Source organism: Microvirga sp. 2TAF3, assembly GCF_052114965.1.
Lineage (GTDB): Bacteria > Pseudomonadota > Alphaproteobacteria > Rhizobiales > Beijerinckiaceae > Microvirga.
The window spans coordinates 62,628-76,064 of the sequence record NZ_JBFRFT010000001.1 but is presented as its reverse complement, the minus strand read 5'-3'; the positions used below and the strand labels follow the sequence as shown (position 1 = coordinate 76,064).

General features: G+C 62.8%; 12 protein-coding genes. 8 read left to right on the top strand and 4 right to left on the bottom strand.

Going from position 1 to position 13,437, the window contains the following annotated elements:
- Positions 1–2 precede the first annotated feature (2 nt).
- The 4 genes from AB4Y97_RS00360 to AB4Y97_RS00345 form a co-directional block, all read right to left on the bottom strand.
- On the bottom strand, positions 3–1,079 hold the full coding sequence (locus tag AB4Y97_RS00360) for a sugar phosphate isomerase/epimerase family protein (RefSeq protein WP_441997002.1): 1,077 nt from the start codon (positions 1,077–1,079) through the stop codon (positions 3–5).
- A 107-nt stretch (positions 1,080–1,186) separates the two neighbouring features.
- The gene (locus tag AB4Y97_RS00355) at positions 1,187–2,140 is read right to left on the bottom strand and encodes a substrate-binding domain-containing protein (RefSeq protein WP_441997001.1); all 954 of its coding nucleotides are present in this window, start codon (positions 2,138–2,140) and stop codon (positions 1,187–1,189) included.
- Between the two features lie 61 nt (positions 2,141–2,201).
- Positions 2,202–3,200 (bottom strand): ABC transporter permease, encoded by a 999-nt coding sequence (locus AB4Y97_RS00350; protein ID WP_441997000.1) that lies wholly within the window; start codon positions 3,198–3,200, stop codon positions 2,202–2,204.
- Positions 3,197–4,717, bottom strand: a complete 1,521-nt coding sequence (locus AB4Y97_RS00345; RefSeq protein WP_441996999.1) for a sugar ABC transporter ATP-binding protein — start codon at positions 4,715–4,717, stop codon at positions 3,197–3,199. Before AB4Y97_RS00345 ends, AB4Y97_RS00350 begins: the two co-directional genes overlap by 4 nt.
- A gap of 304 nt (positions 4,718–5,021) precedes the next feature.
- Between AB4Y97_RS00345 and AB4Y97_RS00340 the strand changes: the two genes are divergently transcribed.
- From AB4Y97_RS00340 to AB4Y97_RS00305, 8 genes are all read left to right on the top strand, one after another.
- Positions 5,022–6,080: a LacI family DNA-binding transcriptional regulator gene (locus tag AB4Y97_RS00340; RefSeq protein WP_441996998.1), complete on the top strand. Its 1,059-nt coding sequence runs from the start codon at positions 5,022–5,024 to the stop codon at positions 6,078–6,080.
- A gap of 278 nt (positions 6,081–6,358) precedes the next feature.
- A complete protein-coding gene (locus AB4Y97_RS00335) occupies positions 6,359–7,849 on the top strand; it encodes an ABC transporter substrate-binding protein (protein WP_441997394.1) in 1,491 nt (496 codons plus the stop codon).
- 70 nt (positions 7,850–7,919) lie between these two features.
- Entirely contained in the window at positions 7,920–8,861 is a 942-nt protein-coding gene (locus AB4Y97_RS00330) for an ABC transporter permease (protein ID WP_441996997.1), read from the top strand.
- Complete coding sequence (locus AB4Y97_RS00325; protein ID WP_441996996.1) at positions 8,861–9,721, top strand: ABC transporter permease; 861 nt, start codon at positions 8,861–8,863, stop codon at positions 9,719–9,721. The genes AB4Y97_RS00330 and AB4Y97_RS00325 overlap by 1 nt, the downstream gene beginning before the upstream one ends.
- A 4-nt stretch (positions 9,722–9,725) precedes the next feature.
- On the top strand, positions 9,726–10,952 hold the full coding sequence (locus tag AB4Y97_RS00320) for an amidohydrolase/deacetylase family metallohydrolase (RefSeq protein ID WP_441996995.1): 1,227 nt from the start codon (positions 9,726–9,728) through the stop codon (positions 10,950–10,952).
- The gene (locus AB4Y97_RS00315; RefSeq protein ID WP_441996994.1) at positions 10,949–11,962 is read left to right on the top strand and encodes an ABC transporter ATP-binding protein; all 1,014 of its coding nucleotides are present in this window, start codon (positions 10,949–10,951) and stop codon (positions 11,960–11,962) included. The genes AB4Y97_RS00320 and AB4Y97_RS00315 overlap by 4 nt, the downstream gene beginning before the upstream one ends.
- Positions 11,959–12,945: an ABC transporter ATP-binding protein gene (locus AB4Y97_RS00310; RefSeq protein WP_441996993.1), complete on the top strand. Its 987-nt coding sequence runs from the start codon at positions 11,959–11,961 to the stop codon at positions 12,943–12,945. Before AB4Y97_RS00315 ends, AB4Y97_RS00310 begins: the two co-directional genes overlap by 4 nt.
- Positions 12,942–13,430, top strand: a complete 489-nt coding sequence (locus tag AB4Y97_RS00305; RefSeq protein WP_441996992.1) for a RidA family protein — start codon at positions 12,942–12,944, stop codon at positions 13,428–13,430. Before AB4Y97_RS00310 ends, AB4Y97_RS00305 begins: the two co-directional genes overlap by 4 nt.
- Positions 13,431–13,437: the final 7 nt, after the last annotated feature.

The following is a 13,437-nucleotide window of genomic DNA, read 5'->3' as shown; positions in this document are numbered from 1 at the left end:
GTCTACTCCGCTGCCTTGCGCAAGGCTTCGAGGCCGAGCATGCGGCGATTGGCGGCCTCATTCGTTCCGCCCGCCGCGAAATCGTCGAAGGCCTTCTCCGTCACGCGGATGATATGATTTTCGATGAATGCGGCGCCCTCCCGTGCCCCGTCTTCCGGATGCTTGAGGCAGCATTCCCATTCCAGCACGGCCCAGGAATCGTAGTCGTATTCCGCGAGTTTAGAGAAGATCGCGTTGAAATCCACCTGCCCGTCTCCGAGAGACCGGAAGCGCCCGGCGCGGTCGATCCAGTTCTCATAGCCGCCATAGACGCCGACACGCCCGGTGGGATTGAACTCGGCGTCCTTGGCGTGGAACGCCTTGATGCGCTCGTGATAGAGGTCGATGAAGGCGACGTAGTCGAGCTGCTGCAGCAGGAAATGGCTCGGGTCGTAGTTGATGCTGGCACGCGCATGGCCGCCGACCGAATCGAGGAACCGCTCGAAGGTCGCCCCGTCGTGAATATCCTCGCCCGGATGGATCTCGTAGGCCACATCGCAGCCGGCATCCTCATAGGCATCGAGGATCGGACGCCAGCGCCGGCCGAGTTCCTCGAACGCAGTCTCGATGAGGCCGGCGGGGCGCTGCGGCCAGGGATAGACGAAAGGCCACGCGAGCGCCCCGGAGAAGGTCACGCTCGCCTGTAAGCCGAGGCGCTTCGAGGCCTTCGCCGCCATGAGCATCTGCTCCACGGCCCATTCCTGCCGCGCCCGCGGATTGCCTCTGACCTCGGGAGCCGCGAACCCGTCGAAGGCCTCGTCGTAAGCTGGATGAACCGCCACGAGCTGACCCTGGAGATGGGTCGATAATTCGGTGATCGAAAGTCCATGGGAGCGCGCGATGCCCTGAACCTCGTCGCAATAGGTCTCCGACGTCGCCGCCTTCTTCAAGTCGAAGAGGCGCGCATCCCAAGTGGGAATCTGAACGCCCTTGTAGCCGAGGGAGGCCGCCCAGCGGCAGATGGAATCGAGCGAGTTGAACGGGGCCTCGTCGCCTGCGAACTGCGCAAGGAAGAGTCCGGGTCCCTTCATGGTCTTCATGGAACGTCTCCCGGGATCCCTCCGTCATAGGCGGAGGAGGGGCAAATGTCTGGATAGCCCGCAACCAGTTCGTCCCTCCCCGCCGGCGGGGAGGGACGTTTCACGGCTTAGAAGGACGAGTCTGGGAAGTAGTGTTCCTTCGCATTGTCCTTGGTGATGAGCTGCGCATTCAGCACGTAGGTGCCGCGCATGGGCGCATCCGTGAAGAATTGCGCCGCCGTCACGTTCATCGCCGTCGCGATCATGGCGGGCGGATAGGACACGTCGGCGGGGATCATCTTGTCGCCGTCCATGACCCGCTTCACCATCTCCTTCATGCCGGCCCCGCCGAGAACGAACTTGATATCCTCGCGCTTGCCTTGCCGGATCGCCTCCAGAATGCCGAGTGCCATGTCGTCGTCGGAGGCCCAGACCGCGTCGATCTTCGGATGCTTGGCGAGGTAATCCTGCATCACCCGGAAAGCATCGTCGCGGTTCCAGTTGGCGTATTGCTTGTCGAGAACCTTCACGCCCGATCCTTCGAGCGCCTTCTCGAAATTCGAAACGCGCTCCTCGTCGATCACGGTCGGGATGCCGCGGAAGATCACCACATTGCCGGTCTTCAGGTTGTCGACCATGAACTTGCCGGCGACGCGTCCGAATTCCGGATTGTTGCCGGCGACATAGATGTCCTGGATCGAGGGATCCTTCAGGCCGCGGTCGACCACGGTAATGAAGGTGCCGCGCTTCTTCACCGCCCGAACCGGATCCGTCAGCTCGTCCGAGTTGAAGGGCAAAACGACGAGGGCGTCGATCTTCTGCGCAGTCAGATCGTCGAGGGCGTTCGCCTGAGAGGCGCCATCGGGCGAGGTCTTCACCACCACCTTGAGACCAGGATAGGTTTTCTCGAGCTGCTTGGCGGCTTCCTGCGCGTGGTAGACGACGCCGCCGGTCCAGCCATGGGTGGCGGCCGGAATCGAGACGCCGATGGTGACGCTCTTCTTGTCCTGCGCCATCGCACCCGTCGCAAGCCCTGCGATCAGGCCTGCCGTGGCTGCTAGTTTCAGTGCCGTTCCTCTCATGTTTTCCTCCCTGAAGGGTTGGCTTGAGCCCTGGTCTGAGGCCGGTGGGCTCGCACCGGCGTCATCGCCCGCGCTGAAGGCTGCGCTGTACGAGCATGGCGATAATGATGATGGCGCCCTGCACCGCGCCCACGAGAAACTCGGAGACGAAGTTCGACAGCACCATGATGTTGGCGACGAGTTCGAGAATGACGGCGCCGGCGATCGTGCCCCAGATACGGCCGATGCCGCCTCTCAGGGCCGTGCCGCCGACGACCACGGCGGTGATTGCCTGAAGCTCCCAGAGCAGGCCGGTGGTCGGCGTCGCCGAGCCGAGGCGCGGCACATAGACTAGCACCGCAATTCCGACGCAGATGCCCTGGATGACATAGGTGAGTGTGCGCACGCGCCAGATCGGCACGCCGGAATAACGCGCCACGTCCTCGTTGGAGCCGATGGCGACCACATGGCGTCCGAATGACGTTTTGTAGAGGATCAGTGCGCCGACGGCAGCGACCGCCAGGAACACCAGGATCGGCACCGGAATCCCCAGAACACTGCCGAAATAGACCGGCCGGTAGAGTTCGCGCAGTTCGGAATTGCGCAAGGTGATGGTGCCGCCCGCCGCGAGCCAGATCACCAGGGATCGGAATATGCCCATGGTGCCGAGCGTGACGATGAACGGCTCGATGCGCCCAAAAGTGACGATAAGGCCGTTGGCCAGGCCGCAGGCCGCCCCGAGCGCCAGCGCCGCGCCCATCCCGACCGCGAGCGCGCCCATATCAGCAGCGCCGAGGCGGTTCAGCGTCAGGATCATGATGCCGGCGACGAGGGCCGCCATGGAACCGACCGAAAGATCGAGGCCGCCGCCGGCGATCACGAAGGTCGCGCCCACCGCGATGATGGCGATGAAGGCCGAACGGGTCACCACGTTGAGCAGGTTCGATGCGGTGAGAAAGTCGGGATTGATGAGCGCGCCTGCGATCACGAGCACGATGAGTGCGATGAAGGGAGAGAGAGCGCGCATGTCGATGGCGAACTTGCGCCGTTCGGGAGCGCTGCGAAGAACGGTTTCGGTCATGCATGGCCTGCGGCGATTTCCGCCGCCCTTTCCTCATGAATGCCGGTGGCGAGAAATACGATTGAATCCTCCGATAGATCGGCGGCGCCGACCTCGCCGGCGATGCGCCCGTTCCGCATCACCAGAACCCGGTGGCAGAGGCCGATCAGCTCCTGCATTTCGGAGGAGATGACGATGACGGAGCACCCCTTTTCGGCAAGGGAGGCGATAAAGCGGTAGATCTGTTCCTTGGTGCCGATGTCGACGCCTCGGGTCGGCTCGTCGATGATGACGATGCGGGGTTCCGCCAGCATCATCTTGGCGAGCAGCAGCTTCTGCTGGTTGCCGCCGGAAAGCTGGCCCGCCAGCATGTCGCGGCGGCGGGCGCGAATGTCGAAATCATGGATCGCCGTATCGAGAGCCCGGTCTTCGGCCTGAACGTCAATGAACGAACCGCGCCCGAACTTCTCCAGCGAAGCAAGAGTCAGGTTCACGCGCAGGTTCTGCTGCAGCAGGAGGCCTTTGCCCTTCCGGTCTTCCGACAGATAGACGATGCCGGCGGCCATGGCCTCCCGCGCATCCTTGAAATGAATCGGGCGGCCGCCGAGGGTGGTCGTGCCCTGGCCCGGGCGCAGGCCGACAAGGCCTTCAAACAATTCCGTGCGCCCTGCGCCGATGAGGCCGCCGAAACCAAGGATCTCGCCGCGCCGCAGGTCGAACGACACATGCTCCGCATGACCCGGCACCGTGAAGTCGCGAACGGTCAGGATGGTCTCGTCTGATGCGGTGGCAGGCTTGTCCGGATAAAGCTTCGACATGTCGCGGCCGACCATGAGACGGGCCATCTCGAGCGGCTCGAGCCCTTCGATGCCGCGGGTTGCGACGAGTCTGCCGTCGCGCAGAACGGTGACGCGATCCGCAATCGCCTTTACCTCGTTGAGGCGATGGGAGATGTAAAGAATGGCGGCGCCCTGTTCTCGCAACCGCCGGATGATGGCAAAAAGGCTTTCGGCCTCGACAGGCGTCAGCACGGCGGTCGGCTCGTCGAAGGCGACTACCCGATGTGGCACGAGAAGCGCCCGCGCGATCTGGACGAGCTGCCTGTCGGCGATGGACAGGCGCCTGACCTCCCGGTCCGGATCGATGGCGGTGCCGAGTTCTGCGAGGATCGCGCGTGTCCTTTCGCGCATGGCTGTGTCGTCGACGAAACCGAACCGGCGGAGTTCCCGGCCGAGGAACACGTTCTGCGCGACCGTGAGGTCTTCGGCGAGCAGGATCTCCTGATGCACGAGAACGATGCCCCGGCCTTCGGCCTCGACGGGGCTGGAAAACCGGACAGGCTGATCGTTGAGAAAGAGCGTCCCCCGGGTCGGCGGCAGGTGACCCGACAGGATCCGCATGAGGGTGGATTTGCCCGCGCCGTTCTCACCGATGACGGCATGCACTTCGCCCGCCTTCAAGTCGAGCGAAACGTCGTTCAGAACCTCGATGGGTCCGAAGGATTTCGAGATGTTCTCTGCACGAAGAACAGAAGCCATGAGCTGCTCCGGACCGTGGTGAACGGCATCGGCCCGCCGCCGAGGGGTTCGGGGACGGTCTTCCGGCACTTGCGCGCCGATGAAGGATCAGCTGGACGGGATGTGAGCGGGCATGGGTTTCCTCCAGATTTTCAGATGTCCTCTTCCGGGACTTCTTGATGATCTAGGCGAGCCGGAAAGTTTGACAACACCTCGATGTAAACGATTACATAAACTTTACCGCAATGGTGCCTTCTGTCAAACAGGGCGCAAGAGCATGATCCCGTCGGCGAGGCGCGATCGGACTCCGAGAGAGACTTGAAACATGGATGAGGCTGGGCACAAAAACCGCTTGGGACGCCGGCGCGCATCAGGCCGCGCCGTGCGGATCCAGGACGTCGCCAAGCTCGCCGATGTTTCGACGGCGACGGTGAGCCGAGCGCTGGCCACGCCCCAACAGGTGTCGCCCGAAACGCGTGCCCGCGTGCTCGAGGCCATTGCCAAGACCGGTTATGTCCCCAACCCCGCCGCCCGGTCCCTGCGTTCGCAGAAAACCGGCATGGTCCTGGTCGTATTGCCGGACCTCGCCAATACCTTTTTCTCCAAGATCCTGCGCGGAATCGAGGAAACCCTGTTCGAGGCGGGTTACGGCATGATCATCGGCGATCTCGATGGGTCGCCGGAAAAGGAGGCGCATTTCGCGGCCTTCACTGCCGCCGGGCGCGTCGATGGAGCGATTCTCCTCAACGGCCATCTGTTCGGCCAGAGTCGCGAGGGCGAGGGAGAGGCGGCCAAGATCGACATTCCGGTGGTTGCCCTTTGCGAAGCAATCCCCAATGCGGATATTCCGCAGATCGAGATCGACAACCGCGCCGCGGCGTGCCGGATGACCCAGCATCTCGTCTCGCTCGGTCACCACAGCATCGCCTATGTGAGCGGCCCGTCCGGGAACGTCCTGGAGCGGGAGCGCTTTCGCGGTTATCGCGATGGCTTGGGGAGATCGGGGGCCGAGTACGATCCCGACCTGTTTTTTGCGGGCGATTACACGATCGAATCCGGTGTCCATGCCGGTGAAGAGATCGTCCGACGGAGGAACCGTCCGACGGCAGTGTTCTGCACCAGCGACGAGATGGCTATCGGCCTCATGCGCACGCTGCTCTCGGCAGGCATCCGCGTGCCGCAGGACGTTTCCGTTGCCGGTTTCGATGATATCGATTTCGCGGCCGTGGCCGAACCGTCCCTGACGACGATCCGCCAGCCCCGCCGCGAGCTTGGCCAAGCCGGTGCCGCCGCGCTCATCGCTCTCCTGCAGAACCGGGAGACACCCGACCGCATTCGCCTCAAGACGGAACTCGTGATCCGGGACAGCGTCGCCCGGCGCTGAGGCCGTCCATCGCGCGGCGTCCGCCGCATACTCCGTTTCGCCCGATTTGCGATGCATCGGGTTCAGGGCTCTCTTTTCGATCTTTCCCATCAACCCTGATGCCCGAGCGCCGGGGAGGGGCCGGCTGTCCGCATCCTCCCCTCAAGCATGATTGACGAGCCTTTCGATCTATCCCACTATGACGTAATTGGGGTCCATATAACGTAAATATGGAATAAGGAGGGGAAGCCGTGAAACTAATCAGTCGTGTCCTGCTGCCGGGCCTCTTGGTGCTCGGCATGAATCCAATCTCCAGTCCAGTCCTCGCCCAGACGTCCGGCGGCGTCATCAATGTCGCGACGGTCGGCGAGCCGCCGACGATGGACCCGATGGTGTCCACGGCCGATCTCGTCGGCATCGTGACCCAGCACTTTTTCGAAACGCTCTTCACCTTCGACAAGAACTGGAAGGTGACGCCGCTTCTGGCGGAGAGTATGCCGGAGATCACGGAAGGTGGAAAAGTCTACACGATCAAGCTGCGTCGCGACGTGACCTTCCATGACGGTTCGCCGATGACGGCCGATGATGTCTTGGCCTCCCTCAAGCGCTGGATGGATGTCGCCTCCCGCGGCAAGCAGACCGCCGGCAACATCGAGAAGATTGAGATGGTCGACCCGGCGACTGTCCGCATCACGCTCAAGGCGCCTTATGCGCCATTGCTGGCGCTCCTGGCCTTCAACAATTCGGCCGCCGTCATCATGCCAGCGAAGAAGATGGAGAACCCGCTCAAGGAGCCGGTCGGAACCGGCCCCTACATGCTGAAGGATCGCAAGCCCGATCAATATATCCAGCTCGTGCGCTATCCCGGATACAAGCCGCGCGATGGGGCAGCGGACGGCTATGGCGGCGCACGCAAGCCGATCCTCGACGAAATTCGTTTCGTTCCGGTTCCCGATCCGAATACCCGTGTTGAAGGCGCCGTCTCGGGCCAGTTCGATTACGTCGATGCCCTGCCGGTGGAAGCTTACGACAGGCTGAAGGGGCAGCAGGCGACGAAACCCGTGGTGCTGAAGCCTTTTGGCTGGCCGGTTTTCGTCATGAACACGAAACAAGGCGTGATGGCCAATGTGGATTCGCGCATGGCCGTGCGCATGGCGCTGAACATGGAAGACATGCTCGCCGCCGCCTTCGGCAGCACTGATTTCTACAACCTGGACGCAGCCATGTATCCCGAGGGCTATGTCTGGCACACGAAGGCAGGGACCGAGGGCAAATACAATGTCGCCGACGCCGATAAGGCGAAGGCCCTGCTCAAGAAGGCCAGCTACGATGGTTCGCCGGTGCGGATCCTCACGAGCCGCCAATACGAGTTCCACTACAAGATGGCGCAGGTGGCCGCCGAGTATCTGAAGCAGGCCGGATTCAAGGTCGACATGCAGGTGGTGGACTGGGCGACGCTCACCCAACGCCGTGCCGACGCGGCGCTGTGGGACATCTACATCACGCACAGCCCCTTCTTGCCGGAGCCAGCCCTGATCGGCCAGCTGTCGGAGAGTTCTCCCGGCTGGTGGTCGACCCCGGCGCGCAAGGAGGCGGTCGATGCCTTCAATACGGAAAGCGACCCGCAGAAGCGCGTCGCACTCTGGGCGAATGTGCAGAAGGTCATGTACGACGAAACGCCGAGCATCAAGATCGGCGACTTCAATGCCCTTGCCGCGCAGGCGCCCAAGCTTGAAGGCGTCGTGCCGGCTCCGTGGCCGTATTTCTGGAACGTCTCGATCAAGAAATAACGCCTGAACCATTGCGGGAGGCGTCGGAAGGACGCCTCCCGCTCTATCCATCGCCAACAAAGAAACAGGTATGGGCCGCTACGTCCTTCAACGTCTGCTCGGCATGCTCGCGGTGATGTTCGTGGTCGTGACGATCGTGTTCATCATCGTGCGCATCGCACCGGGCGATCCCGCCGCCGTCATGCTGGGTCCCGATGCGACGCCGCAGGATATCGCGACCCTCCGGGTGCGGTTGGGCCTCGATCGGCCTCTTCTGATTCAATACGCTTTCTTCCTGGCCCAGCTGGTCCAGGGGGACCTGGGTGAATCGATCTTTCTCAACCGGCCCGTTCTATCCGCCATCGCCGAGCGTGCGGAACCGACCTTCTTTCTGACCCTGTTCTCGATTCTCATTGCCGCTGTCATCGCGATTCCGATCGGGATTTTCTCCGCCTACAGGCGCGGCTCGCTTTTCGACCAGACAGCGACGACGCTCGCGATGTTTGCTGCCTCCGTTCCAAGTTTCTGGCTCGGCCTGCTGCTCATTCAATTCTTCGCGGTCCGGTTCGGCCTCTTTCCCGTTTCGGGGTACGGCGGTCCCGGCGCCAGCCTCGCGACCCGGCTGTCGCACCTCGTTCTGCCCGCGTTTGCCCTCGGCATCGTTTCCTCGGCGCTGATCCTGCGCTTTACACGCGCCAGCATGCTCGATGTGCTGAATGACGATTATGTTCGCACGGCACGCTCGAAAGGAATGGGCGAGTTCCGGGTGATTATGAAGCATGCTTTCAAGAATGCCCTCATTCCTGTCCTGACCGTGCTCGGCCTGACGGCGGCGCTTCTCGTCTCGGGCGCTGTCGTGACCGAGACCGTGTTCGGGCTTCCCGGTGTCGGCAGTCTCGTGGTCTCCGCGGTCCTACGACGGGATTACCCTGTCATTCAAGGAGCGCTTCTCATCATCGCGGCGCTCTATGTCCTCATCAATTTCCTGATCGACATGCTCTATCTCGTCGTCGATCCGAGAGTGCGCTACTGATGGCAGCCGCAGCATCCATCCCCGAACAGGCGAATTTCTTCTCCCTACTCATCCGTCGCAAGACGGTTCTGTTGGGAATTGCAATCCTTGCCGTCATCGCGCTCGTTGCAATCCTTGCCCCGCTGCTGGCACCATATGCGCCAGGCAAACTTTCCGTCGTGAACCGCCTGAAGCCGCCGAGCGCCACATATTGGTTCGGCACGGACGAGTTCGGCCGCGATGTCTTCAGCCGGACAATCTATGCGGGACGTCTTTCGCTTCTCGTGGGCGTGTCGGTTGTCTGCTTCGCGTCGGTCTTCGGAATCGCGCTCGGCCTCGTCGCCGGTTTCTTCCGGCGACTCGATACGCCGACTGCTCGCATCATCGATGCGATGATGGCGTTTCCGGATATTCTCCTCGCCATCGCTCTGGTCGCCGCGCTCGGGCCTTCGCTTGCGACCGTCATCGTGGCCCTCGGCATCGTCTATACGCCTCGCCTCGCGCGCATCGTGCGTGCCTCGACGCTCGTCATCCGCGAATTGCCCTATGTGGAGGCGGCGCGGGCGCTTGGCGTATCCATCTGGCGCATTATGACCCGGCATGTCCTGCGCAATCTCGTCTCTCCGATCCTGGTGCAGGGCACGTTCATCTTCGCCTATGCGATGCTGGCCGAGGCAGGTTTGTCCTTCCTCGGACTTGGCGTCAGCCCCGAGGTCCCGACCTGGGGAACGATGATCGCCGCCGGCCGCCAATATGTCGGGCGGGCCGACTGGATGACCCTCTTTCCCGGTGTCGCGATCATTCTCGCCGTCCTGTCGCTGCAGATGGTCGGCGACGGATTGAGGGATCTCCTCGATCCACGTTTTAGAAAGGATCTTTGAGCCTATGACTGCTTCCGCAGAACTTTCCGGCGGCCTGCTGCTCACCCGCGTGAAGCCCGTCGGCTTCGGGCCGGGAACGCCGCAGGAGCTGGTCGATATCCTGATCGGCGAAGACGGAGCGATCCAATCCGTCGGGCCGGCATTGTCCGCTCCGGAAGGATGCCAGCGTGTCGATGGCGGGGGCGCCTATGTCTCGCCGGGCTGGGTCGATCTGCACGCCCATGTCTGGCATGGCGGCACGGATATCTCCATCCGGCCGGAACTCTGCGGCGTCGAGCGCGGCGTCACGACGATCGTGGATGCCGGCTCCGCAGGCGAAGCCAATTTCCACGGATTTCGCGAATTCATCATCGAGCCCGCTCGGGAAAGGATCAAAGCCTTTCTCAATATCGGCTCCATCGGACTCGTCGCCTGCAACCGCGTGAGCGAGCTGATCGACATCCGGTCGATTGATCTCGACCGCACGATTGCCTGCGTCGAGGCCAACCGCGATGTGATCGTCGGCATCAAGGTGCGGGCAAGCCATGTGATCCTAGGATCCTGGGGCATTACCCCGGTCAAGATCGCCAAGAAGGTCGCCAAGATCCTCAAGCTCCCCCTCATGGTGCATGTAGGCGAGCCGCCTCCGCTTTATGACGAGGTGCTGGAGATCCTCGGTCCCGGAGACGTCATCACGCATTGCTTCAACGGCAAGGCGGGCGGCAGCATCATGGAGGATGAGGACCTCTTCCAGCTCGCGGAACATTGCGCCAAGGAAGGTGTCCGCCTTGATGTCGGGCATGGCGGCGCATCCTTCTCCTTCCGTGTGGCGCAGGCCGCCATCGCACGCGGGCTTCTGCCTTTCTCGATCTCTACGGACCTGCACAACCGCTCCCTCGACAGTCCGGTCTGGGACATGGGCACGACCATGTCGAAGCTCCTCGCCGTCGGAATGCCGTTCGAGGCCGTCATCGAGGCGTCGACCCTGGCGCCCATGTCCGTCATCGGCCTGCCGACCCGGAATCTGCTCTCACCCGGAACGAAAGCCGAGTTCACGGTCTTCAACGTGGAGAGCAGCGATCTCAAGATCCGCGACTCGATGGGGGACGAGGCACATCTCGACCGCCTGATCGTGCCGGATTGGACGATCCTGGGCGCACGGGCCGTCAAGGCCAGCCGCTATGAGCCTAAGCATAAATACTCGCTCAAGGGCTCCAGCTGCCCGCATTGCGGATGGGTCGGAGCGCGATGAGCGAACTCCCCGCCGATACCGTCCTGCGCGTCGATCGCCTGCGCACCCATTTCGAACTGGGAAGCCGCGTGGCCAAGTCGGTCGACGATGTCAGTTTCGATGTGAAGCGCGGCGAGACGGTGGCCGTCGTCGGCGAGTCCGGCTCCGGCAAATCCGTCACGAGCCTGTCGATCATGCGGCTTCTGTCGCCGCCTGGGCGCATCGTCGGCGGAGAGATTCTTTATCGTGCGAGCGATGGCCGCGTGCTCGACATCGCAAAGCTGTCCGAGCGGGCCATGCGGCGGATCCGCGGGCGGGAGATCGCAATGATCTTCCAGGAGCCCATGACGAGCCTCAATCCGCTCTTTACGGTCGGCGACCAGATCATCGAAATGATCGAGCTGCATGAGCCACTATCCAGGGCGGAAGCCCGCAAGCGTGCGAGGCGCATGCTGGAGCTGGTCGAGATTCCGGCGGCGGAAAGACGCCTGGACGATTATCCGCACCAGATGTCCGGCGGCATGCGGCAGCGGGCGATGATCGCCCTTGCCCTCTCGTGTAATCCGAACCTGCTTATCGCGGATGAGCCGACCACGGCTCTCGACGTCACCATCCAGGCGCAGATCCTGGATCTGCTGCGGCGGCTCCAGGCCGAAATCGGCATGAGCATTCTGTTCGTCACGCACAATCTCGGCGTCGTTGCCGAGATCGCCCATGAGGTCGTGGTGATGTATGCCGGGCGCGTTGTCGAGAAGGCGCCTTCCGAGCGTCTTTTCGAGCGTCAGAAGCATCCCTACTCGCTCGGCCTTCTCGCCTGCATTCCCGACGCATCGCGGGACAGGGGGCCGGCGGGTGAGCGGCTGCGTCTCAAACCGATCCCCGGCAATGTGCCGAGCGTCCTTGCCCTGCCGAAAGGCTGCAGTTTCGCGCCGCGCTGCCCGCTCAGGATCGAGCGTTGCGAGGAGGATCCGCCGCTGCTCGCCGCCGAGCCCGATCATCTCAGCCGCTGCTGGAGGCATGGAGATCTATGACAGCCTTCGATATTCTTCTTCGTGTCGAGAACCTGAGCAAGCATTTTCCGGCCAGGAGCGGCACCGTGAAAGCGGTCGACGGGGTCACTTTCGATGTGAAACGCGGCACCATCGTCGGTCTCGTCGGCGAGTCGGGTTCCGGCAAGACGACGGCCGGCCGCTGCACGCTCCGCCTGATCGAACCTAGCGCCGGCCGCATCCTGTTCGACGGCAAGGATCTGACGACCCTGTCCGACCGGGATATGAGGTCCTATCGCCGCCGGATGCAGATCGTCTTCCAGGATCCCTATTCGAGCCTCAATCCGCGCATGCGCGTGAGTGAAATCATCGGCGAGGCCATCGATACCCATGGCCTTGCCAGGGGACTGGCGCGGCGCGAGCGCATCGCCGAATTGCTGACCCGCGTCGGCCTCGATCCGGAGCATGCGAGGCGCTATCCGCACGAATTCTCGGGCGGCCAGCGCCAGCGCATCGGCATCGCGCGCGCCCTGGCCGTCGAGCCGGAATTCATCGTTGCCGACGAGCCTGTCTCGGCGCTCGATGTTTCCGTGCAGGCCCAGGTCCTGAACCTCATCCAGGATCTGCAGCAGAGTTTCGGGCTGACGATGCTGTTCATCGCGCACGATCTCTCCGTGGTGGAGTATCTCTGCGACGAGGTCGTGGTGATGTATCTCGGCCGCGTGATGGAGAAGGGGCCGAGCCGCAACATCTACGCCACGCCGCGCCATCCCTATACGCAGGCTCTCCTGTCCGCGGCGCCGGTTCCGAATCCGAAAGCGCACCGCCAGCGCATCATTCTGCAAGGGGACATTCCGAGCCCGATGAACCCGCCCTCCGGCTGCGTGTTCCGCACCCGTTGTCCTTACGCCATTCCCGCCTGCGCGGAAGTCGTGCCTCCGCTCGATTCCGTCGCTGCGGGACACCATGTCGCCTGCATCAGGCGAGACGATCCAGACGTCATCTCTCAAGGAAAAAGGCTGTGAGCCAAGTTCAGAACACCGGCCGTGAAGATCCCTATACGCGGCTGAAACATCTCGGCATCGCCCTGCCCGAGGCGCCGTCGCCCATCGCCAACTTCGTGACCCATGTCCGCGAAGGAAACCTGCTCTTCCTCTCCGGCCAGGGGCCACAGGAAGCGGATGGGTTTCTTCATAGCGGCAAAGTAGGCGCCGATGTGAGCATCGAGGATGCCTATCGGCATGCGAGGTTGACGGGAATCAACCTGATCGCCGTCATGCACAGCGCCCTAGGCGATCTGAACCGGGTGAAGCGGGTCGTGAAGCTGCTCGGCATGGTCAACGCATCGCCCGATTTCGGCGACCATCCCAAGGTCATCAACGGGTGCTCCGATCTGATGGTCGCCGTGTTTGGCGAGGAAGGCAGGCATGCTCGCTCGGCCGTCGGCTTCGGCTCGCTGCCGAACAACATCACCGTTGAGATCGAAGCCGTCGTTGCCGTCGAGGATTGAGGCTCGA